This window comes from Pseudomonas sp. PDM10 (assembly GCF_014852295.1).
Taxonomy (GTDB): Bacteria; Pseudomonadota; Gammaproteobacteria; order Pseudomonadales; family Pseudomonadaceae; genus Aquipseudomonas.
Genome location: NZ_JACVBJ010000003.1, coordinates 185,355 through 207,242 on the forward strand (window position 1 = coordinate 185,355; position 21,888 = coordinate 207,242).

20 protein-coding genes are annotated in these 21,888 nt (G+C 60.1%); 7 read left to right on the top strand and 13 right to left on the bottom strand.

Annotated features, from left to right (window positions below):
• Window positions 1–66: 66 nt before the first annotated feature.
• From IB252_RS11965 to IB252_RS11975, 3 genes are all read right to left on the bottom strand, one after another.
• Window positions 67–2,319 carry an autotransporter domain-containing protein gene (locus IB252_RS11965; protein WP_225607410.1) on the bottom strand — a complete coding sequence of 751 codons (2,253 nt, stop codon included), beginning with the start codon at window positions 2,317–2,319 and terminating at the stop codon, window positions 67–69.
• 221 nt (window positions 2,320–2,540) lie between these two features.
• The gene (locus tag IB252_RS11970) at window positions 2,541–3,377 is read right to left on the bottom strand and encodes an amino acid ABC transporter permease (protein ID WP_192408816.1); all 837 of its coding nucleotides are present in this window, start codon (window positions 3,375–3,377) and stop codon (window positions 2,541–2,543) included.
• Entirely contained in the window at window positions 3,374–4,195 is an 822-nt protein-coding gene (locus IB252_RS11975) for an ABC transporter substrate-binding protein (RefSeq protein ID WP_192408818.1), read from the bottom strand. The genes IB252_RS11970 and IB252_RS11975 overlap by 4 nt, the downstream gene beginning before the upstream one ends.
• 112 nt (window positions 4,196–4,307) lie before the next feature.
• Between IB252_RS11975 and IB252_RS11980 the strand changes: the two genes are divergently transcribed.
• Window positions 4,308–5,207 (top strand): homocysteine S-methyltransferase family protein, encoded by a 900-nt coding sequence (locus tag IB252_RS11980; protein WP_192408820.1) that lies wholly within the window; start codon window positions 4,308–4,310, stop codon window positions 5,205–5,207.
• Window positions 5,208–5,327: 120 nt separating this feature from the next.
• On the opposite strand, the gene IB252_RS11985 is transcribed toward IB252_RS11980, so the two are convergent.
• Genes IB252_RS11985 through IB252_RS11995 form a run of 3 tightly spaced genes read right to left on the bottom strand, consistent with a single transcriptional unit; the run spans window position 5,328 to window position 7,096 of the window.
• Window positions 5,328–5,999: a GNAT family N-acetyltransferase gene (locus IB252_RS11985; RefSeq protein ID WP_192408822.1), complete on the bottom strand. Its 672-nt coding sequence runs from the start codon at window positions 5,997–5,999 to the stop codon at window positions 5,328–5,330.
• A gap of 17 nt (window positions 6,000–6,016) precedes the next feature.
• Window positions 6,017–6,463, bottom strand: coding sequence for a GNAT family N-acetyltransferase (locus IB252_RS11990; protein WP_192408824.1), 447 nt, complete (start codon window positions 6,461–6,463; stop codon window positions 6,017–6,019).
• A gap of 9 nt (window positions 6,464–6,472) precedes the next feature.
• Window positions 6,473–7,096: an FMN-binding negative transcriptional regulator gene (locus tag IB252_RS11995; protein WP_192408826.1), complete on the bottom strand. Its 624-nt coding sequence runs from the start codon at window positions 7,094–7,096 to the stop codon at window positions 6,473–6,475.
• A gap of 90 nt (window positions 7,097–7,186) precedes the next feature.
• Here IB252_RS11995 and IB252_RS12000 point away from each other — a divergent pair, with 90 nt between their 5' ends.
• The gene (locus IB252_RS12000; protein ID WP_192408828.1) at window positions 7,187–8,737 is read left to right on the top strand and encodes a PLP-dependent aminotransferase family protein; all 1,551 of its coding nucleotides are present in this window, start codon (window positions 7,187–7,189) and stop codon (window positions 8,735–8,737) included.
• A gap of 22 nt (window positions 8,738–8,759) precedes the next feature.
• On the opposite strand, the gene IB252_RS12005 is transcribed toward IB252_RS12000, so the two are convergent.
• The 6 genes from IB252_RS12005 to aspA form a co-directional block, all read right to left on the bottom strand.
• Window positions 8,760–9,860: a polyamine ABC transporter substrate-binding protein gene (locus IB252_RS12005; RefSeq protein ID WP_192408830.1), complete on the bottom strand. Its 1,101-nt coding sequence runs from the start codon at window positions 9,858–9,860 to the stop codon at window positions 8,760–8,762.
• Window positions 9,861–9,872: 12 nt separating this feature from the next.
• A complete protein-coding gene (locus IB252_RS12010; protein WP_192408832.1) occupies window positions 9,873–10,904 on the bottom strand; it encodes a histone deacetylase family protein in 1,032 nt (343 codons plus the stop codon).
• A 256-nt stretch (window positions 10,905–11,160) separates the two neighbouring features.
• A complete protein-coding gene (locus IB252_RS12015) occupies window positions 11,161–12,153 on the bottom strand; it encodes an AraC family transcriptional regulator (RefSeq protein WP_192408834.1) in 993 nt (330 codons plus the stop codon).
• Between the two features lie 164 nt (window positions 12,154–12,317).
• A complete protein-coding gene (locus IB252_RS12020) occupies window positions 12,318–13,322 on the bottom strand; it encodes an asparaginase (protein WP_192408836.1) in 1,005 nt (334 codons plus the stop codon).
• Window positions 13,323–13,453: 131 nt separating this feature from the next.
• Window positions 13,454–14,905 (bottom strand): alanine/glycine:cation symporter family protein, encoded by a 1,452-nt coding sequence (locus IB252_RS12025; protein ID WP_192408838.1) that lies wholly within the window; start codon window positions 14,903–14,905, stop codon window positions 13,454–13,456.
• Window positions 14,906–15,426: 521 nt separating this feature from the next.
• Complete coding sequence (gene aspA, locus IB252_RS12030) at window positions 15,427–16,851, bottom strand: aspartate ammonia-lyase (protein WP_111448231.1); 1,425 nt, start codon at window positions 16,849–16,851, stop codon at window positions 15,427–15,429.
• Window positions 16,852–17,031: 180 nt separating this feature from the next.
• Between aspA and IB252_RS12035 the strand changes: the two genes are divergently transcribed.
• From IB252_RS12035 to IB252_RS12055, 5 genes are all read left to right on the top strand, one after another.
• The gene (locus IB252_RS12035; RefSeq protein WP_008150030.1) at window positions 17,032–17,949 is read left to right on the top strand and encodes a LysR substrate-binding domain-containing protein; all 918 of its coding nucleotides are present in this window, start codon (window positions 17,032–17,034) and stop codon (window positions 17,947–17,949) included.
• A 331-nt stretch (window positions 17,950–18,280) separates the two neighbouring features.
• Window positions 18,281–18,772 (top strand): 5-(carboxyamino)imidazole ribonucleotide mutase, encoded by a 492-nt coding sequence (gene purE / locus IB252_RS12040; protein WP_008150032.1) that lies wholly within the window; start codon window positions 18,281–18,283, stop codon window positions 18,770–18,772.
• An 11-nt stretch (window positions 18,773–18,783) separates the two neighbouring features.
• Window positions 18,784–19,866, top strand: coding sequence for a 5-(carboxyamino)imidazole ribonucleotide synthase (locus tag IB252_RS12045; protein ID WP_008150034.1), 1,083 nt, complete (start codon window positions 18,784–18,786; stop codon window positions 19,864–19,866).
• 110 nt (window positions 19,867–19,976) lie between these two features.
• Window positions 19,977–20,222: a GlsB/YeaQ/YmgE family stress response membrane protein gene (locus IB252_RS12050; RefSeq protein WP_027926291.1), complete on the top strand. Its 246-nt coding sequence runs from the start codon at window positions 19,977–19,979 to the stop codon at window positions 20,220–20,222.
• Between the two features lie 89 nt (window positions 20,223–20,311).
• Window positions 20,312–20,848 carry a DUF3299 domain-containing protein gene (locus IB252_RS12055; protein WP_192408840.1) on the top strand — a complete coding sequence of 179 codons (537 nt, stop codon included), beginning with the start codon at window positions 20,312–20,314 and terminating at the stop codon, window positions 20,846–20,848.
• 125 nt (window positions 20,849–20,973) lie between these two features.
• On the opposite strand, the gene IB252_RS12060 is transcribed toward IB252_RS12055, so the two are convergent.
• Window positions 20,974–21,873 (bottom strand): D-hexose-6-phosphate mutarotase, encoded by a 900-nt coding sequence (locus IB252_RS12060; RefSeq protein ID WP_192408842.1) that lies wholly within the window; start codon window positions 21,871–21,873, stop codon window positions 20,974–20,976.
• Window positions 21,874–21,888 lie beyond the last annotated feature (15 nt).

The window sequence follows — 21,888 nt, forward strand, 5'->3', positions numbered from 1 at the left end:
CGATATACCGCTTTAAACCTCGGGGGGGCATGTGCTCCCCTTTTTTTCGCCCCGGATTTGCGGCTGTCAGAAACTCATTCGCCACTGACCCGTGACGCCGTGGTTTCGGCTGTCGGTGCCGACCTCGCCAGTGAGGCCGACGCCCAGGGTGTGTTTTGCTGACAATCCAAGGTCCAGCCCGGCATCGACCAGCAGACTGTCACGATCCAGCGGCGCGCCGGAAACGCTGAAGTTTTTTCCGCCCGTCACCAATCGTTGGCGGGTATCGCTGTAGACGTCCCCGTAGGTGTGTTTCCAGCCAGCACTGAACCGCGGCGTCAGTTGCATGCCGTTATCCAGCGTGTTGAGCTTTGCCAGCCGCAGGCCGAATGTGCTGTTCAAGTTGTTCTGCGTTTGACCATGTACCTTCAGTGCCGCTGCGCCACCTTTTTCCGTGTAAGTGTCGCGCTGATAGCGTTGGTAGCCCAGGCTGGCAAACGGTTCGATGCTGACGTTTGACTGGCCCAGGTTGTAACCCAACTCCGCAAAGGCCTGCTGGGTGTTGGCATCGTAACGGCCTTCGGGGCGGTCGCTGAAACCTTTGAAGGCAACCCGGCGTTTAGTGCTGCCGTCGTGGTTGCTATAGGTCGCGCCCAGGCGCAGGGACATTGGTCCGTTTTGACGCAGGGCATAAGCTCCCAAATGCCAGCTGTCGAGATCGCCGTCGAGTCCACGGCTATCCAGGCGCGTTTCGGATTTGCCGCTCATTACACCGATGCGCCATTCCTCATCGATGCCCCAATCCGCTCCCAGTACCAGGCCGTGGGTTGTGTGTTTCAGAGCGTCGTAGTCGCGATCCAGCGTCCCACCGTGACCCAATGCTTGAAGCCAGACTCGGCCATTGTCTTCGCTGCCGGCGGCCAGGCGTGGTGCATTGCGCCTGCTGGAATTGCTATAGCGACTGGCGCTGTCCAGCTGACGCATGGCCGAGAGCATGCTGGCGCTGATTGGGCTGTCACTGTTCAGGGTCGCTTTTGCAAGGTTGGCGTTTTGGCCGCCGTCCAGTTGGTCGATGGCCTGGGAGGCTGTTTCGGTGGTGGAGGCGAGCAGGGCTGTGACAGCGGCGTTCGCGGTATTGGGAGGTGTCTGCGCCGTCGGACTGGATTTGGGCTCTTCAATACTGCGGGCGAGTTCCCGACCGTTTTCGTTGGTCGCGAGATTTTCGATAGGTATTTCGTTGCGAGCGTAGGTCAGGCGGACGGCCTTTTCGTCGCCGTAGTCCGGGGTAGCCGTCATGAACGCAAGGGTGCTGCTGACTCGACCGAATGTTCCTTCGACCCGATCTGCGGAAAGTAAAGTGTGATTAGTGGTTTGTGCGTAGTCGCCTGGCAGAGCGGTAACCAGTAAAGACGCGCCGCCAAGCCTGGCGACTCCCTCGACGAAAATCGTCTGTGAAGTATCAGCGTTATCCGTTACTTCATAGGCGAGTGTGGCGCTTTCGCTAAGTGTAAGGTCCCCTCTGATGGAAGGAGCCCCCAAATTTTCACTGACCAGTAACTGACCGTCCACGTGCAAGCCGCCTACTTTACCGTAGCCGCCGTAGGTGCCTCCGTTATCGACGTACACAGTGCCTTCTATAGCGCCAAGGTTAAATAGCGTAGCGTCTTCCCTTACTTCGGCGCCTTTATGGAAGTCGTTGCTGCCGTTTAATGTCCATGCGCCTTTCGTGACCCGCAGGGCAGCAAAATTGGTTGTGTCTCCTACTGTGCCACCGTCTGCGGAGTTAAGGAGCAGACCGTTGACTCCGTTGCCGCCATCGAGTGTGCCCTCCCATCGAGCGCCTTTGTTGATGACCAGAAGGTCATTCGCGTCGCCCAATTCCAGCGAGACACCGTCGATGGTTTGGAGTGGCTTTGAAATGAGCGTGTGTGTAGTGGTGTAGTCGTTCTGGAACTCAACGAACGGGTCTACCTCCGCAGGAGCGGATGCTACTTCGGAAGCGGTGGGCTCGGGAAAGACAAGAGACTCATAGAAGGCATCATCGAAATCGACTGCAACGCTGGCAAGCGGTTCGGTTGTTACAGGCCGAACGGCCTGCTCTTCCCCCGGCCCGTTTGTGGCTCGGGCAGTGTTTTCACGGGGGGCGATGAACGCCTTGATCGCGAAAAGATCATCGAAGCGCTCATTGGGCTTGGCGGTTTTTTTACGAGGTTTGGTGGCCGGCGCGTCGGAATTGACTTGAGGCTCCGGTTGCTGCGCCATGGAGACTTCTATGCAACCCACTGCAAGCGCAATGGCCAGCGCCAGATGTTTCGGTCGGTATTTGTGTTGAACGGGCATCGAACTCGGCCTCTTTTGACAGGAGGCCAAACTCTAAGAGGCAGGCTATAGGTACCGATGTCAGCTGCTTCCCGCAGGCTTGCGGGGGTTGTCAGAAGGTTGTGTAGAAAATTGCCGGCCCTCTGAGGAAGGCTGTTTTTACCCGTTCAGGCTGGCGCTTTTTCTTACAACAAATCGAGACATGGTCGGCTATCGCAACTCGGAAACTCATCTGCCTTTCGCTAACTACGGCTCAAATACGCCTTCCCATAATGCCGCTCCATCCGCGCCTGAATCAGCTCCAGCCCAATCGACATCAGCCAATAAATCACCGCCGCTGTTGTCAGCATCTCGATGTAGCGATAGCTCGAGCGCCCATACGATTGCGCCAAAAACATCACTTCCCAAACCCCCATTACCGAGATCAGCGAGGAGTCTTTGAGCATCGAGATGAATTGGTTGGTGGTCGGCGGGATGATGGTGCGCATGGCCTGGGGCAGGGTGACGCGCCAGAAAATCACGGTTTCGCGCATGCCCAGGGCCAGGGAGGCTTCGCGTTGGCCGTGGGGGACGCCGAGGATGCCGGCGCGGAAGATTTCGCTCAGGTACGCGCCGTAGTTGAGCGACAGGGCGATGATACCGGCGGCGATGGCGCCCGGGACGATGCCGAGTTGTGGCAGGCCGAGGTAGATCAGCAGGATCTGGATCAGTAGTGGTGTGCCACGAAAGAACGAGGCATAGAAGCTCGCAATTCCGAAGGCCACGGCGCTTTTAGACAGCCGCGCCAGGGCGGTGATGAAGCCCAGCAGCGAGGAGGTCACGATCGAACACAGGCACAGAAACAGCGTCAGCGCCGCGCCCTGCAGGAAGCCGTTAGGCGCCAGGTGCAGGCCGATCAGGTTCGGCAGTTTGTCGAGGATGATCGAGAACTTCAGGTCGAAGCTCAGGAAGAAACTGGCGAACAACCCGAGCATCGCTGCCCAGGTCAGGTACAGCCGCGTGCGAAAACCGAAGATCCGTTGCAGCCGCGACTCAGCCACCGGTTGCGGCGGCTGGGGAGGTTTTGGGAAAGCAGTCATTTGCTGATGTCGGCGCCGATCCATTTTTGCGACAGCTTGCTCAGGGTGCCGTCCTGTTTCAGCTGAGCGAAGACGTCACGCACTTTGGCGTCCCACTGGGCGTCGCCTTTTTCAATGGCCACCGAGTTTGGTTCCGAGTACAGCGGCTTACCGGCGAGCTTGAAGCGTTTGTCCTCGGTCAGGCGCGGTTGTGCAGTGACAAGGTTGGTGAGGATCGCGTCCAGTCGTACGCCGGCGCCCAGGCCGAGGTCCTGGAAAGCGACATTGTCGGTGTCATACGGCGCGATCTGCACGTCCTCGAACGGGTACTGCAATTGAGTGTCTTCGGCGCCTTCGATCACCAGGTTTTTGTTCAGGTAGCTTTCGTAGCTGGAGGCACTGGTGAGGCCGACTTTCTTGCCACTCAAGTCCTTGGCGCCGTGGATGCTGTCGTCCTTGGCGTTGACCACGATCACCGCTGGCGAGGCGTAGTACTCGACCGGGAAGTCGAAGACCTCGGCGCGGGCCTTGCTCGGGGTCATGGAGCAGATGCAGATGTCGTAGCGCCCACTCCAGCGGCCAGCGGCGATCACGTCCCAGGACGGGGTTTCGAGGCGCAGTCTGACGCCCAGTTTGTCTGCCACGGCCTTGGCCACGTCGACGTCGAATCCATCGAGCTGGTTCTGATCATTGAGGAACGAGAAGGGTGGATAGCTTTCCATCAACACGCCCACGAGCTCTTTGTTTTTTTCGACGCGATCCAGCGTGGCGCCGCCAAAGGCTTGGGTGGAGGCAGCCAGAATCGTCAGGCCCAGGGCCAGGAGTGGTTGGAATTTCACAGTCGATCCCTGATAAAAAAGAGGTTGTTATTAACCGGATGGTGCGTATTAAATAGTTATAAGAACGACTCTGATAGTGAGTTATTTTCATAAGCTTATGAGTGAAAAGCATATGGGCGCAGCAAGCACGGTAATTCTGGATGGCGGCATGGGTCGTGAGTTGCAGCGTCGAGGCGCGCCGTTCAGACAGCCCGAGTGGTCGGCGCTGGCCTTGAGCGAAGCGCCGCAAGCGGTAGAGGCGGTGCACACGGCTTATATCGAAAGCGGTGCGAACGTGATCACCAGCAACAGTTACGCAGTGGTGCCGTTTCACATTGGCGAAGAGCGTTTTGCAGCAGAAGGGCAGGCGCTCGCGGCATTGGCCGGCGAGCTGGCGCGACGCGCGGTAGAGGCTTCGGGCAAAGCGGTGCGCGTGGCCGGCTCATTGCCGCCGCTGTTTGGGTCCTATCGTCCGGACCTTTTCGACGCTGCTCGGGCGACTGAATTGTTGGCGCCGCTGGTGAAGGGGTTGGCGCCTCATGTCGATCTGTGGCTGGCGGAAACCCAGAGCTCGATCGTTGAAGCGCGAGCGATCCACGCCGGTCTGCCAACAGACGGCAAGCCGTTCTGGCTGTCGTTTACCTTGAAGGATGAGGACACGGATGAAGTGCCGCGCTTGCGTTCGGGTGAGCCGGTGGCTGAAGCCGCCACCGTGGCGGCGGAGCTGGGCGTCGAGACGTTGCTGTTCAACTGCAGCCAGCCGGAAGTGATCGGTGCTGCGATTGATGCCGCGCGGGAAACCTTCGAACGTCTGGGGGTGAAAATTCACATCGGCGCTTACGCCAATGCCTTCCCGCCGCAACCGAAAGAGGCCACGGCCAACGACGGTCTGGACCCGCTGCGCGAAGACCTTGATCCACCGGGTTATTTGCAGTGGGCGGCTGATTGGAAAGAACGCGGCGCCAGTCATTTGGGTGGTTGCTGCGGGATCGGGCCGGAGCATATTGCGGTACTTGCCCAGAAATTGGCGTGAAGGCAATCGCGAGCAGGCTCGCTCCCACATTGGATTGGGGCTGATCACAATTTTGTGGTCAACCCAAAACCCTGTGGGAGCGAGCCTGCTCGCGATGGCGTCCGTCCAGGCGCCGCTGATTTACCCGCGACACTCCGCCAACGTTTTCACCTGCCCCGAATCCGTCTGGTTTTCATCGGACAGCCAGCGCTCAAACCCCGCCCCGATTGCTGGCCATTCCGAGTCCAGAATCGAATACCACGCCGTGTCCCGATTCTGCCCCTTGACCACCATGTGCTGGCGAAACACCCCTTCAAAGCTGAACCCCAGCCGCTCGGCCGCGTATTTGGAGCGGGCGTTGCCGTTGTTGCACTTCCACTCCAGACGGCGATAACCCAGCGCAAAGGATTCCCTGGCGAGCAAATAAACCGCCTCGGTGCTTTTCGGCGAGCGCTGCATCGGCGCACCGAAAGTGACATGGCCGATCTCGATTCGGCCTTGCGAAGGAACAATCGACATCAAACTGAGGAGGCCTTGCACATCGCCGCTGGTACGGTCGATCACACTGAAAAAATATGGATCACTATTGGCCGCGTGATTGTTCAGCCAATCGTTGAACGCACTGCGTTCCGGGAACGGCCCGTAAGGCAAATAGTCCCAGAGTTTCGGGTCGGAACCCGGGCCTTGCAGGGCCTTCCACAATCCGTCGGCATGACGCGCCGGATCGAGTTTTTCCAGGCGGATGAAACGCCCTTCAATGGTTTGGACGGATGGCGCCGGAACGCCTTTCCAGTCGGCGAGTGAAGTCGACATGCTGTTCTCCTTGAACCTTACAGGGCTTTGCGAAACTGGATGAAACCGGGGCGTTCGGCGATGCGCTCGTAGAGCTGGATCGCGGTGGCGTTGGTTTCGTGGGTCAGCCAGTGGACCTTGCAGCAACCGTCCTCTTTGGCTGTGGCGTAAACGTATTCGATCAACTGCCGGCCGACGCCAGTGCCGCGGGTTTCAGGCGTTACCAACAGGTCTTGCAGGTAGCAGGAGTTTTCGATGCTCCAGTTCGAACGATGGTAGATGAAGTGCACCATGCCCACCGCCTTGCCATCGGCCCAGGCCAGCGCGGCATGGGTCGGTTCGCTCGGGTCGAGCAGGCGCTGCCAGGTGCTTTGGGTGACGGCCTCTGACAGTTCGGTGTTGTAGAAACGCAGGTACGCTTGCCACAAGGGCAACCAGGCGGCGTGGTCGTCGGCGGTGACCTGGCGGATGTCGATCTGACTCATGTTCATTCCTTAACGCATCAAGTGGGCGAGGGCCTGGTCGTGCACATCAGGGCTGGCGGCAAGCCCCTCGCGCACACCGGTGATGTCTGCAGCGTTGCGGTTCTGGCTGAGCTTGCGTTTGCCTTCCAGCCGCTGGATCGGCAAGGCAAAACCGACGATGGCCTTGAGCATTCCGTCAATGTAGTCGGCGGGGGCATCGGCGACCTTCCATGGACTGGCGCGACCCGCTTCATGACGATCAGTCAGCGCGCTGACCAGCGTGCGCAGGCGATCGGCGTCGGTGAACACTTCGGCCGTGCCGTACGCATGCACGGCGACGTAATTCCAGGTCGGAACGACTTTGCCATGCTCGGTTTTGCTCGGGTAAAACCCCGGGCTGACGTAAGCGTCGGCGCCGGCAAAAATCACCAGGGCTTCGGCGCCGTTCTGCAGTTCCTTCCATTGCGGATTGGCCTTGGCAAAGTGTCCGTAAAGCGTGCCATTCGGGCCCTGGTCTGAACTCAACAGCAGCGGCAAATGACTGGCTTGCAGACCTTGTTCCCCGTGTGTAACCAACACCGCGAGGCGGGTGCCAAGTATCTGCTGGTGCAGTTCATGCAAGTCATCGATGGCAAAGCTGCTTGGCGTGTACATGGAGATTTTCCTTGGCGAATGCCTGCATCCTAGGCAGGCTATTGGTCTGTTGTAAGAGCCATTAACGACCAATTTCATAGGTCCATTGCCATGACCCGCGACCCACTGTCCTTGTCATTCAACCCGGCGGGTATCGAACTCGATCGCCGTCAGGGTTTGAGTCGTCAGCTCTATCAAGCCTTGCGGGTGCGAGTACTCGACGGTCGGCTGGCCAGCGGTACGCGATTACCGGCCAGTCGCGATCTGGCGGCGGCATTGTCGATTTCCCGAAACAGCGTGGTTCGGGCCTACGATCAGCTCTACGCCGAGGGCTTTATTGAAGGACGTGTAGGTGACGGGACGTATGTCGCGCAATTGCCTCAATCCGTGTTGCCGGTGAAAAAACTATCCACAAAAGTATCCACAGGGTTGTCAACAGGGTTACCCACAGCCTTATCCACAAATTGGCTGGATTTACCTGTGGTTTCATCCAGCAAAGTTATCCACAGCGGTGCACTCGGTCGCGTGGAAAAGAACCATTTGGCCTTGCCGCCGAGTGGTCCGCCTCGTGCGTTTCGGGTCGGTGTACCGGCGTTCGACCTGTTTCCTTTCGAGGTGTGGGCCAAGCTGAATGCGGCTTTCTGGCGTAAACCGGATTTGCAGCAGTTGTGTTACGGCGATCCCGCAGGCGACGCCCGTTTGCGCGGCCTGATTGCCGCGTATTTGCGCAGCTCCCGGGGAATGCAGTGTACGGCTGAGCAAATAGTGATCACCAGTGGCGCACAGCAGGGGATTAGCCTTTGTGCACAGCTGCTGGTTGAGCCAGGCGATGGCGTGGCGATCGAGAATCCAGGATATCGGGCGGCAGGTCATGCATTCGCCGTGGCCGGTGCGCGATTGGACGGGGTGGCGGTGGACAGCGAGGGCATCGACTGCACCGAATTGAACGGGCTCGACGATTGTCGATTGGCCTATGTCACGCCGTCACATCAATACCCGACCGGGGTGGTGATGAGTCTGGCGCGGCGGCTGGAGTTGTTGGCCTGGGCCGAGCGAACCGAAGGTTGGATCGTGGAGGATGATTACGACGGCGAATACCGTTACAGCGGGGCGCCACTGGCACCGCTGGCTGCGCTGGATCGTCACGGGCGGGTGCTCTACGTCGGCACCTTCGGCAAAGTGGCTTTCCCGGCATTGCGCTTGGGTTATCTGGTGCTGCCACCGGCATTGGTGGACGCTTTCGCCCAGCGTCGCGCGGTCGATGTTCGGCATTCCGAGGTGAGCACCCAGGCCGTCATGGCCGAGTTCATGGCGGCCGGGCATTTCCAACGGCACATCCGCCGCATGCGCCGCGCCGCGTTGAGTCGTCGCAATACGCTTCTGGCCAACTGGCCCTCGGACATTCCCGGGGTTGGCAGCCTGCCGAGTGTGGCGGCAGGGCTGCACCTGACGGTGGCGGTCGACACTCAGGCCCGTGAACGCGAATTGATCGAAGCGGCCGTGAGTGTCGATGTCGAAATCAATGGCCTGAGCAGTTACTGGCTACCGGATTCGAGTACTCCGGCGGATCAGCGAGCGGGGCTGGTGCTGGGTTTTGCGGCGGTGCCCGAGGCGGCGATCAGCGCAGCGCTCGGGCGATTGCAAAAGGCTTGGCGTCCCTGAGGTCGAGGACATCCGTCAGGTTTCAGGTCCCCGACTTGATCTTGGTCCAGGCCCGGGTCCGCGCCCGTTCGGCGTCACGGGGCAGCGGTTGCAGGGTGTACAGCGTGCTCATCGCCGCTTCGGTCGGGTACAGGTTCGGGTTGTTGCGGATCGCCGGGTCGACCATTTCCGTGGCGTCTTTGTTCGGGTTCGGGTAGCCGACGAAGTCGCTGACCGGCGCAATCACCTGCGGCTGCAACAAGTAGTTGATGAAGGTGTAGGCGTCTTCCGGGTTCTTCGCGCCTTTGGGGATGGAGAGCATGTCGAACCAGATCGGCGCGCCTTCTTTGGGCAGGCGCATGTCGACGATCACGCCGTTCTTGGCTTCCTTGGCGCGGTTGGCGGCCTGGGAGAAGCTGCCGGAATAACCGACCGCGACGCAGATGTCACCGTTGGCGATGTCGGCCATGTACTTCGAGGAATGGAAGTAGGTGACGTACGGACGAATCTTCATCAACAGTGCTTCAGCCTTTTCGTAATCCGCCGGTTTCTTGCTGTTGGGGTCCAGGCCGAGGTGTTGCAGGGCCAGTGGCAGAATCTCCGACGGCGAGTCGAGCAAGGCCACGCCGCACTGCTTGAGCTTGCTGATGTTCTCTTCCTTGAAGATCAGGTCCCAGCTGTCCACCGGTGCGTTGTCACCCAGCGCAGCCTTGATCTTGTCCGGGTTGAAGCCGATCAGGATGGTCCCGTACATGTATGGCACGGCAAATTTGTTGCCCGGATCGTTGGCTTCGATCAGCTTCATCAGCTTGGGATCGAGGTGGTTCCAGTTCGGTAGTTTGCTGCGGTCCAGTGGCTGGAAAACGCCGGCCTCGATCTGCTTGGCAAGGAACACGTTGGACGGCACCACCACGTCATAACCGGAGTTGCCGGTCAGCAGCTTGGCCTCTAGCGCTTCGTTGGTGTCGAAGATGTCGTAGACCAGTTTGGTCTGGGTGTTCTGGGCCTTGAAGTCTTCCAGCGCTTTGGGGGTGATGTAGTCGAACCAGTTGTAGACGCGCAACGTTCGCTCTTCAGCATGAACGGCGCCACTGAGCACGGTGGCGCACAGAGCGGGAGCGATAAAACGCTTGAGACTGATCATTGGTCTAATTCCTCATTGGGCGCTTTCAAAACCTTCGAGAACGTTCACGGCATTGATGCCGATTTCTTCTACCGCATAGCCGCCTTCCATCACGAACAGCGTTGGCTTGCCGAGGCCCGCGATGCGTGCGCCCATGGCCAGGTAATCCGGGCTGTCGAGCTTGAACTGGGAGATCGGATCGTCCTTGAACGTATCGACGCCCAGGGAGACGACGACGATATCGGCGCCGTACTTTTCGATCTCTTTGCAGGCTTGTTCCAGCGCGGCACTCCAACTGTCCCAACCGCTCCCGGCGGGCAAAGGGTAGTTGAAGTTGAAGCCTTCGCCGGCCCCTTCACCCCGTTCATCTTCATAGCCGAGGAAGAACGGGAACTCGGCTTCGGGATGACCATGGATCGAGGTGAACAGCACGTCGCTGCGCTCATAGAAAATCGATTGAGTGCCATTGCCGTGGTGGTAATCGACGTCGAGGATCGCGACCTTTTTATGGCCCTGATCGAGGAACGCCTGTGCAGCGATGGCGGCATTGTTGAGGTAGCAATAACCGCCCATCAAATCGCTGGCGGCGTGATGTCCTGGTGGGCGACACAGGGCGAAGGCACTGCGGGCGCCGCGTTGAATGACGGCTTGAGCGGTCAACGCGACTTGCGCCGCGCTGTACGCCGCTTGCCAGGTGCCGGCGGTAATCGGTGCGCCGCCGTCGAAGCTGTAATAACCGAGTTGGCCGTGCAGGCTGGTGGGGATGATCCGGCGCAGGGTGCGGGCCGGCCAGGTGTAGGGCAGCAAGTCGCCGTCGGTACCGAATTCGGTCCAGCGCGCCCAGGCACCTTTGAAGAAGTCGAGATAGTCGCGGCTGTGGACGCGCGCGATCGGGGCGAGGCCGAAATCCTGCGGCGCTTCGACCGGACCGAGGTCGCGGCACTGCACGCGCTGCAGAACATGGTCGGCTCGCGAAGGCATTTCGAAGCAGGGCATCAGTTGCCCGTCCATCAATTCGCAACGGCCGTGGTGCAGGTGGTGATCGTCCGAGTAGATCGTCAGCATTTCTTGTTCTCCGCAGGCTGATTCGGTTGAACACAGTCTTGCGGCGCGCGGCGTTTGAGAGAACGGCAGGAAAGGCCAAAAGGGGATCGATATGGCCAAAAGAATTGACCGGAATTCGCCCCCTTATTGGCGCGAGCCCTGGCCGATCGTTCCCACGCTCTGCGTGGGAATGCCTCTTGGGACGCTCCGCGTCCCGGTGACGCAGAGCGTCACTGGCTGCATTCCCACGCAGAGCGTGGGAACGATCAGTGGGTGGTCAGGGCCTGAACTGACTCGGCGCCACGCCGCTCCAGCGCACGAACGCATGACGGAAACTCGCGGTCTCGCTGAACCCCAATGCCTCGGCGATTTGATAGATCGGCAGTTGGTCCTCGCAGAGCATGCGTTTGGCCTGCTCGAACCGCAGTTCATCGAGCAACTCTTGATAGCTGCACCCCAAGTCCTTGAGATGTCGGCGCAAGGTGCGTGCCGAGCAGTTCAACTGTTCAGCCAGCCCATCCAGGCCCGGCGCTGCGCTCAATTGTGCGGCGAGGAGTTGGCGGATGCGGCCCAGCCAAACCTGACGACCCGTGAACTCGGTGTTTTGTTTGCGGCAGCGTTCGGCCATGGCCTGATGGGTGACGGCGTCGGCCAGAGGCAGGGGGTGCTCCAGCCAGGCTTTGTCGAAGGCAAAGGCGTTGGACGCAGCGTCGAACTGCAAGGGGCAATCGAAACGTTCGGTGTAGCGTGCCTGATAGTCCGGCGCCGGGTATTCGAAGCGGGCGCCCAGCAGCGGCAACGGTTGGCCGAGCAGGTCTTCGCAAGTGACCTTCATCGACACCAGGCAAAACTCGACATTGAATGGCGCCAGCGCAGGGTTTTCCCGATAGTCGCCAGCGGTGAGCCAGATGCGCTCGTTATCTTCTTCCAGGCTCAACTCGAACAGTGTTCCTAATAGCGCCGGATAGTGCAGTGCCAGCCGCAAGGCGTCACCTAAAGTGGCGCTGGTGAGTAAGGCGTACCCGAGCATGCCGTAGGACGAAACATGCATTCGCCGGCCCAGTTCCAGGCCGATGTCACGCTTGAGCGCGACGGCGTTGGCGCAGACCTGCATCTCCTGATTGGTGGTGATACGCGTATCCGCCCGGCTCAGATCCGCCGCGCTGATGCCGCTGCCGGCCAGCAGCGCTTCGCTGGACAAGCCCTCGGCCTTGAAGGTGTTGAGCACCAGAGAGACAGCGTTGAGGGTGGTGAGGTGGGAGTGGAGCATGGGGTGTTCCAGCCTTGGGATGCTGGAACGGCAGCAAGTTACATGCCTGATGGAGATCCTGTGGGAGCGAGCCTGCTCGCGATGGCGGTGTGTCAGTCAGCATCAATGTTGGATGGACGATCGCTATCGCGAGCAGGCTCACTCCCACAGGGTTTTGCAGGGTGTCAGGTGAGCTCACCGCAGAGGTCGAGTTCTACAAGCTGCCGAACTTCAGCGGTGTCGAGCCCGGCACCCAACAAGCCATGCAACTTGCCGAACGCGGCTTCGCGAGTCATGCCGCCACCCGAAAGCACGCCTGCACCGCGCAACCGACTTCCTGCCTCGTAAACATCCAGCTCGACGCCACCTTCATGGCATTGCGTAACCGCGACCACCACAACACCCTTGTCCCGCGCCCGTTCCAGGCTGGCGAGGAACTCTGGATTGTCGCTCGGTCCGGTGCCGCTGCCGTAGCACTCCAGCACGAGGCCTTGAATGCCGCTGTCGAGCAGGCCGTCCAGTATCTCGGCGCCGATGCCGGGGAACAGCGGCAGCACAGCGACTTTCGCCAATTGCCTGGGCTGGTTGTAGGTCAGCGATGCCGGTATCGAAGAAGCCTTTTCACCGCCACCCTGACGCTCAAGTCGCTTGAACGGATGACGACCGAAACTGCGCACCTTCGCGCAACGGGTCGGGTCCAGCAGCTCGCCATGGAAGTACAGATGAACGCCCGGCGCCAGGCCCTGACCCAAAGCAACCAGCGCGCCACTGAGGTTTTCCCAGGCATCGCTGTCGGCCACGCCGGCCGGCAGCATGGAACCGGTGAACACCACGCGGGCGTGCAGACCAAGCAATTGAAAACTCATGGCCGCCGCGCTGTAGGCGAGGGTGTCGGTGCCATGCAGGATCAACACGCTGTCGCAGCCCTGGACATCGACGGCGTCGACGACCGCTTCACGCAGTTGCTGCCAGTAATCAGGGGTCATGTTGGCGCTGTCGATCAGCGGCGACATCTCACGAAAGCGCCACTGCGGCACGACCAGGTCAGGCTGGCTGTGCAGATACTCGCGCATCCGTACTTCGAAACCGGACGCCGGGGCCAGGCCGTGGGCGCTGGCTTGCATACCGATGGTGCCACCGGTGTAGAGCACCATGACGTGCTGGGCGGCAGGGAAGGAATTGGGAGTCATGGGGGAAATCTCCTGGCAGGTGGGAGCGAGCCTGCTCGCGATAGCGGTATGTTAGACACTAATGTGTCATCTGACAGTCCGTCATCGCCAGCAGGCTGGCTCCCACAGGTTGTGCACCCGTCGTTTACCGATCAGCGTTGCGCTGCGGGTACGCCTTGCGGCTCGGCTTCAGCCTTGGTGGCGGCCGCTGGCGGATTGGCTGGCCACGCTTTCAAGTCCAGGTCCAGATCCGGGAATTTGCTCGAATCGAACACGGGCGTCTTGATGCCGGCCGCGCGCTGGTCATCGTAGTCACGCAGGATGCGCATGCCGACTTTGAACAGCAGGAACAGCGCGATCAGGTTCACGAATGCCAGCAGGGTCATGGTGATGTCCGCGAAAGCGAACACCGTGCCGAGGTTTTCGATAGCGCCCCAGAAGATCAGCACCAATACCAGCGCGCGGTAGCCGATCAGCGCTTTGCGGTTTTCACCGATCAGGAAACGCAGGTTGCTCTCGCCCAGGTAGTAGTTGTAGAGGATCGAGGTGAACACGAACAACGACAGGGCCACGGAGATGAAACTCCGGCCCCAGTCACCGACCACGGCGGCCAGGGAGTTCTGGGTCAGGGCAATGCCATCGCCTTCGAAGCCTGGGGTGTAGAAGCCCGAGAGCAGGATCAGCAACGCGGTGCAGGTGCAGATCACGAAGGTGTCGAGGAACACGCTGAACGCCTGAACCACACCCTGTGCCACCGGGTGCTCGACCGACGCGACAGCAGCCACGTTTGGCGCACTGCCCAGGCCTGCTTCGTTGGCGAACACGCCACGCTTCACGCCCATGACGATGGCGCTGCCGATCAGGCCGCCGAAGGCTTGATCCAGACCGAAGGCGCTTTTGACGATGGTCATCAGCATCGCCGGCACGTGATCGAATTGCAGCACGATCACGTAGATGGTCACGCCGATGTACACCAGGGTTTTCACCGGCACCAGCAGGTCAGCGACCTTGGCGATGCGCTTGATCCCACCGATGAACACCAGACCTAGCAACACCGCCAGGGCCAGACCGGTGTAAGTGGTGTCGAGGCCGAACGCGTTGTTCAGCGAGTGGGTCACGGCGTGGGATTGCAGACCGTTGAAAGCGAAGCCGAAGGTGATCAGCAGCAGGAACGCCATGATCATGCCCAGCCAGCGTTTCTGCAGGCCGTGCTGGATGTAATAGGACGGACCGCCACGGTAGGTGCCGTCGGAATCGCAGCGCTTGTAGAGCTGGCCGAGGGAGCATTCGAAGAAGCTGCTGGACATGCCGACCAGCGCGGTCACCCACATCCAGAACACCGCACCTGGACCACCCAGGGTCACGGCGATACCGACACCGGCGATGTTACCCGCACCGACGCGGCCGGCGAGGCTGAGCATCAAGGCCTGGAACGAACTGAGTTGCCCGGCGCTGCTTTTGAGGCTGTCGCGGAACACCGCGAACATGTGGAAGAAGTGACGCAATTGAACGAAACGCGAGCGGATCGTGAAGTAGCTACCGAGCCCGACAATGAGCACGATCAGTACTTTCCCTGAGAGGAAGTCGTTAATGACTTCGAGCATGGATTATTCCTCGCTGTTTTTTGTGTAGGCAAATGCTGTGCGGTCAGAAATATCGCGTTACACCGGATTGCGCGCGGCAAAACAGGTGAGGCGAAGGTTCGTCCCGATTTCATATTGCGGGTTTGTTATTAGTTCGGGTTTCGCATGGGTTTGGGCCTCGTTACCGACGACCGCTCACGCGAAGAGGGGCGGCACTATACCTATGAGCGCGCCGTCCGTCTGCACGGTTGTGGTGCAAGCGATGTAGCAAGGCTTTGAATCACCTGACATTTTCGGTGCCAGGCTTATGCGGGAGCTGCTTTTCTGTGGGAGCGAGCCTGCTCGCGAAGGCGTAGCACATCCAGCATCGATGTGACTGAACAACCGCTTTCGCGAGCAGGCTCGCTCCCACATTTCTCAGCCTCCAGACATCCTTTTGCTGCCAAATAGTTAAAAAAAAGGGCTTGGGGAATAAATCCCCAAGCCCTCAAAAGGTGAGAGGTGTCTAGTCCCTCGACCTGGTGAGCGTGTGCAGCGTTTGATCAAGCCTTAAGCGGAACCAGACGCGGAGCAATCATGTTTTCCGGGCGCAGGATGTCGGCGAGCATTTCATCGTCGAGCAAGCCTTCTTCGCGCACCAGTTCCAGCACGCCGCGGCCGCTTTCGAGGGCGATACGGGCGATACGGGTAGCGTTTTCATAGCCGATGTACGGGTTCAGCGCGGTGACCAGACCGATCGAGTGCTCGACCAGTTCGCGGCAGCGCTCTTCGTTGGCAGTGATGCCGACGATGCAGTGCTCGCGCAGCATGTCCATGGCGCGTTGCAGCAGGCGGATCGAGTCGAAGATCTTGAACGCGATCAGCGGCTCCATCACGTTCAGTTGCAGTTGGCCGCCTTCGGCTGCGATGGTCAGCGCCAGGTCGTTGCCGATGATCTGGAACGCTACCTGGTTAACCGCTTCCGGGATAACCGGGTTGACCTTGCCTGGCATGATCGAGCTGCCTGGCTGACGCGCTGGCAGGTTGATTTCGTTGATGCCGGTGCGTGGGCCGCTGGACAGCAGGCGCAGGTCGTTGCAGATCTTCGACAGCTTGACCGCAGTGCGCTTGAGCATGCCGGAGAACAGCACGAAGGCGCCCATGTCGGAGGTGGCTTCGATCAGGTCGGCAGCCGGAACCAGCGGTTGACCGCTGATCAGGGCCAGGCGCTGAACAGCCAGGTGCTGGTAACGCGGGTCGGCGTTGATGCCGGTACCGATCGCGGTGCCGCCCAGGTTCACTTCAGTCAGCAGTTCCGGGGCCAGCGTCTTCAGACGGGCCAGGTCTTCGCCCAGTGTGGTGGCGAATGCGCGGAATTCCTGGCCGAGGGTCATTGGCACAGCGTCTTGCAGTTGGGTACGGCCCATTTTCAGGACGTGAGCGAACTCTTGGCCCTTGGCGGCGAACGCCTGGATCAGGCTGTCGAGGCTGGCCAGCAGCGCGTCGTGACCCAGCAGCAGACCCAGACGGATCGCGGTCGGGTAGGCGTCGTTGGTCGACTGCGCCATGTTCACGTCATTGTTCGGGTGCAGGTATTGGTATTCGCCCTTCTGGTGACCCATGGCCTCCAGCGCGATGTTGGCGATGACTTCGTTGGCATTCATGTTGGTTGAAGTGCCAGCGCCGCCTTGAATCATGTCCACTACGAATTCTTCGTGGAAATCGCCGCGGATCAAACGTGCACAGGCTTCGCTGATGGCAGCGTGCTTGGCTTCGCTCAGGTGACCCAGCTCGCGGTTGGCGTCAGCGGCGGCTTGTTTAACCATCGCCAGGCCGACAACCAGCTTCGGATAATGCGAAATCGGAACGCCGGAGAGACGGAAGTTGTTCACCGCTCGCAGGGTCTGGATGCCGTAATACGCTTGAGCAGGTACTTCGAGTACGCCAAGCAGGTCTTTTTCTGTGCGGAAAGATGCAGCGGAGGACATGATAGAAATCATCTCGATATGGACCCGGTCTGTGCCGGAACACTGCAAATGCTAGGCTTGTGGAGAATTTTGGGCCAATGCTGTTAAACACTAGCCTATGCACATTCGGCATAATGCCCATGTGACGCCGTGTCTGCGGCGAGCGTGTGACCTAAATTGGTGCGTGTCCGGGAGGCCGTGATGAACCTTGAAAGTAAATGGCTTGAGGACTTTAGTGCCCTGGCCGCCACCCGCAGTTTCTCCCAGGCTGCCGAACGGCGCTTCGTGACTCAGCCGGCATTCAGCCGACGGATCCGCAGCCTTGAAGCCGCGCTGGGGCTGACCCTGGTCAATCGCTCGCGCACGCCGATCGAACTGACGGCGGCCGGGCAGCTGTTTCTGGTCACCGCGCGGACGGTGGTCGAGCAGCTCGGTGAAGTGTTGCGTCACCTTCATCACTTGGAAGGCGGGCAGGGCGAGGTGATGCAGGTCGCCGCCGCTCACTCCCTGGCGCTGGGTTTCTTCCCGCGCTGGATCGCGCAGTTGCGTAATGAAGGCCTGAACATCGCGACGCGCCTGGTGGCGACCAACGTCGGTGATGCCGTGCATGCCCTGCGTGAAGGCGGTTGCGATCTGATGCTGGCGTTCTACGACCCGGATGCCGCGATGCAGATGGACCCGGAAATTTTTCCGTCGCTGCACCTTGGCAATACCGAAATGCTCCCGGTTTGCGCGGCGGACGCCGAGGGCAAGCCGCTGTTCGATCTGGAAGGCGAAGGCAGTGTGCCGCTGCTCGCCTACAGCGCCGGTGCATTTCTCGGGCGTTCGGTGAACATGCTGCTGCGTCAGCGTGCGCTGCGCTTCACCACCATCTATGAGACCGCCATGGCCGACAGCCTTAAAAGCATGGCGCTGGAAGGATTGGGCATTGCCTGGGTGCCGCGGCTCAGCGTGCGCGCCGAACTGGCTCGGGGTGAGCTGGTGGTGTGCGGCGGCCCGCAATGGCATGTGCCGCTGGAGATTCGTCTGTACCGCTGCGCGCTGGTGCGCAAGGCGAACGTGCGGTTGCTGTGGCGCAAACTGGAAGGCGGCGCAGCCCAAGGAACAACCGGATCCTGAGACCGCTGAAAATCAAATGTGGGAGCGAGCCTGCTCGCGATGGCGGTGTGTCAGTCAGCATCAATGTTGGATGGACGACCGCTATCGCGAGCAGGCTCGCTCCCACAAGGGATTTGTGGTGTATTTGGTTGACCTTCGAGTCAATAAAACCGGCACTTTGCGCCGTATGACAGATGGTCGTATCGGGGGCTGTTTATCTGCTTCATTGAGGTATACTGCGCGGCCTTCGGCCGGTTCGTCCGGCCATAATTCGTACAATCAAGCCACGCATATTGCGTGGCTTGTTGTTTTTTGACGCGCCTGCGGGCGCCCAGAGAGAAGAGGCACGACGATGAGTGCACTGGTTGGCGTGATCATGGGCTCCAAGTCCGATTGGTCCACCCTTAGCCACACCGCCGATATGCTGGAAAAGCTCGGCATTCCTTACGAGGTGAAAGTGGTCTCTGCCCACCGCACCCCGGACCTGCTCTTCCAGTACGCCGAAGAGGCTGAGGCGCGTGGCATCGAGGTGATCATCGCCGGTGCCGGCGGCGCGGCGCACTTGCCAGGCATGTGTGCGGCCAAGACCCACTTGCCGGTGCTGGGCGTGCCGGTGCAATCGTCGATGCTCTCGGGCGTCGATTCGCTGCTGTCCATCGTGCAGATGCCCGCGGGCATTCCGGTCGCCACCCTGGCCATCGGCAAGGCCGGTGCGATCAACGCCGCGCTGCTCTCGGCGAGCATTCTCGGCGCCAAGCACCCGCAGTTCCACGCGGTGCTGAAAAAATTTCGCGCTGAACAGACAGACAGCGTCCTGGAAAATCCAGACCCACGCATCGCCTGAGGTTGTTGACGATGAAGATCGGTGTAATCGGTGGCGGCCAGTTGGGTCGCATGTTGGCGCTGGCGGGCACTCCGCTGGGCATGAACTTCGCTTTCCTGGACCCCGCGCCGGATGCTTGCGCAGCCGCGTTGGGCGAACACCTGCGGGCCGATTACGGCGATCAGGACCACCTGCGTCAGCTGGCCGATGAAGTCGATCTGGTGACGTTCGAGTTCGAAAGCGTCCCGGCCGAAACCGTGGCGTTCCTGTCGCAATTCGTCCCGGTGTACCCGAGCGCCGAAGCCTTGCGCATCGCCCGTGATCGCTGGTTCGAGAAGAGCATGTTCAAGGACCTGGGGATTCCCACCCCGGCGTTCGCCGACATTCAATCGCAAGCCGATCTGGACGCTGCAGTGGCTTCCATCGGTCTGCCAGCCGTGCTGAAAACCCGCACCCTGGGTTACGACGGCAAGGGCCAGAAAGTCCTGCGCAAGCCTGAAGACGTGGTCGGCACGTTCGCCGAGCTGGGCAGCGTGGCCTGCCTGCTGGAAGGCTTCGTGCCGTTTACCGGTGAAGTCTCGTTGATCGCCGTGCGCGCTCGCGATGGCGAAACCAGGTTCTATCCGCTGGTTCACAACACCCACGACAGCGGCATCCTCAAGTTGTCCGTGGCCAGCACCGACCACCCGCTGCAAGCCTTGGCGGAAGACTATTCCAGCCGTGTGCTCAAGCAGCTGAATTACGTCGGCGTGATGGCGTTCGAGTTCTTTGAAGTCGACGGTGGCCTCAAGGCCAACGAGATCGCCCCGCGTGTGCATAACTCGGGTCACTGGACCACTGAAGGCGCTGAGTGCAGCCAGTTCGAAAACCATCTGCGGGCCGTTGCCGGTCTGCCGCTGGGTTCGACGGCCAAGGTCGGCGAGAGCGCGATGCTCAACTTCATCGGTAAAGTACCGGAGACCGAGAAAGTCCTGGCCATCGCCGATTGCCATCTGCATCACTATGGCAAGGCGTTCAAGGTCGGTCGCAAGGTCGGTCACGCTAACCTGCGTTGTGCAAACCGCGAAACACTGGCCGCGCAGATCCTCAAGGTCGAAGCGCTCATCGCCGAGTAAACAGTTTCATGTGGCAGCGGCGGAACCATTCAGGGGCCGCCGTTCTCTCATGGCAGGATGCAGAAGTCTGACTAGGCTTTCGCATAGCCATTCAATCAGAGGGAAATGCCATGGGAATTATTGGAACCATCTTTATCGGCTTGATCGTCGGCCTGCTGGCTCGGTTCCTGAAACCGGGCGATGACAGCATGGGCTGGATCATGACCATCCTGCTCGGTATCGGCGGTTCGCTGGCGGCCACTTATGGCGGCCAGGCCTTGGGCATCTATCACGCGGGCGAAGGTGCAGGCTTCATCGGTGCGCTGGTTGGCGCTGTGGTGTTGCTGGTGATCTACGGCTTGATCAAAAAGAACTGATCCAAAGCGACAAAGCCCCCTCTGCGCCGCACGCAGAGAGGGCTAGAATGCTCGGCGTTGTACCGTCCTCTCCTTTGCCGAGCATCTTCATGCGCCGTCTTTTACTGACTATCCTTTTATTGGGCTCGGGCCTTGCCCATGCCGGCGAGCTGCCGGAAACCGACTGGCTCGAACTGATGCCCAAGTCGGACCAGAAAGCCCTCGAGGCCATGCCCGAAATCGACCACAACTCCCCCGAAGCCAATGGCACCTTTACCAAAAAGGGTGGCATGAAGCAGAGCAAGGGCTTGCCGGCGGTGATGTATTCGACCAAAACCGTGCCGTCGATGAACGACAAGAACATCCGCATCGGTGGTTATCCGGTGCCGCTGGAATCCGACGCCCAGGGCCGCAGCACGCTGTTCTTCCTCGTGCCGTATCCGGGCGCCTGCATCCACGTGCCACCACCGCCCCCAAACCAACTGGTGTTGGTGCGTTATCCGAAAGGTTTGAAGCTGAATGACATCTATACACCGCTGTGGGTGACTGGCACGCTGAAGATCGAGAAGGTCAACAATGACCTGGCTGACGCGGCGTATGCGCTGGATGCGGCGAAAGTGCGGGTGGTAAAAGAATCAGATCTCTAGCAGCCACCCGAAATAACTGTGGGAGCCTGCCTGCTGGCGATAGCGGTCCGTCAGATACTTTCAATTTGACCGACATGACGCCATCGCCAGCAGGCTGGCTCCCACATTTCGTATTGCGGTATGACTTAGAGCGGTTTTGCGCCGATGCTGACGCCCAAGGTATGACTAGCCCCCGGCGCCAGCGTCACCACATCATCCATCACGTTCGCCGTTTCAATGCACAGCATGCGCTGCCAGCCATCGTCGGCCATGTCGCTGAACGCCGCGGCGCGTTCAATCCACGGATTCCAGATCACCGCCGAGCGTGAACCGCTGCTGGTCAGCTCGATGCGCCGTTCCCAGGCCGGATCGACAATGCTCAGCTTCGCCGGGGTATTGAGATAGATACGATCGGTCTCGCCGGCAAAACGCAGATCGCCGGTCTGAGTGACGGTTTTCCAGTCGTCCAGGGTTTCGATGTAACTCAAGCCATCCAGCCCTTCGACATGCACTTCGCGTACATCGCTGACCGCGAAATAGCTATGCAGCGCCTGGCTGATGGTGACTTTGTCTGTGCCCTGGTTATGGCTGGTCAGACTGATGTGGAGTTGCTCATCCAGACGAATGCTCAGCTTCAAATCCACCTGATGCGGCCAGCCAGGCAAGCCGCCTTCAGGGTAAGGCAGAACAAACTCCACCTTGAGGCTTTCGCCCTCGGTTTCAATGCCGCCCAGTTCCCAATCCATTGCCCTTACCAGCCCGTGGGCGGTCGGCGCTTCGTTGCTGACGCGCATGGCTTGAACGCTCTGCGGGTTACGCGCCAGATTGCCGAACCACGGCCAGCACACCGGAACCCCGGCGCGGATGCTCTTGCCAGCCTTGAACACTGCCTCGTCGTTGAGCCAGATCAGCGGCGGTTCCCCGGCCACTTGATAACTGAGGATGTGCGCGCCTTGCTGGGCAACCAGCAATTCGGCCTGCCCGTGGCGGATGCGCCAGCAGTTCAGTTCATCCAGTTTCACGGCTTCAACGTTGGGCGTGCTCATGGGGCAACTCTCGAT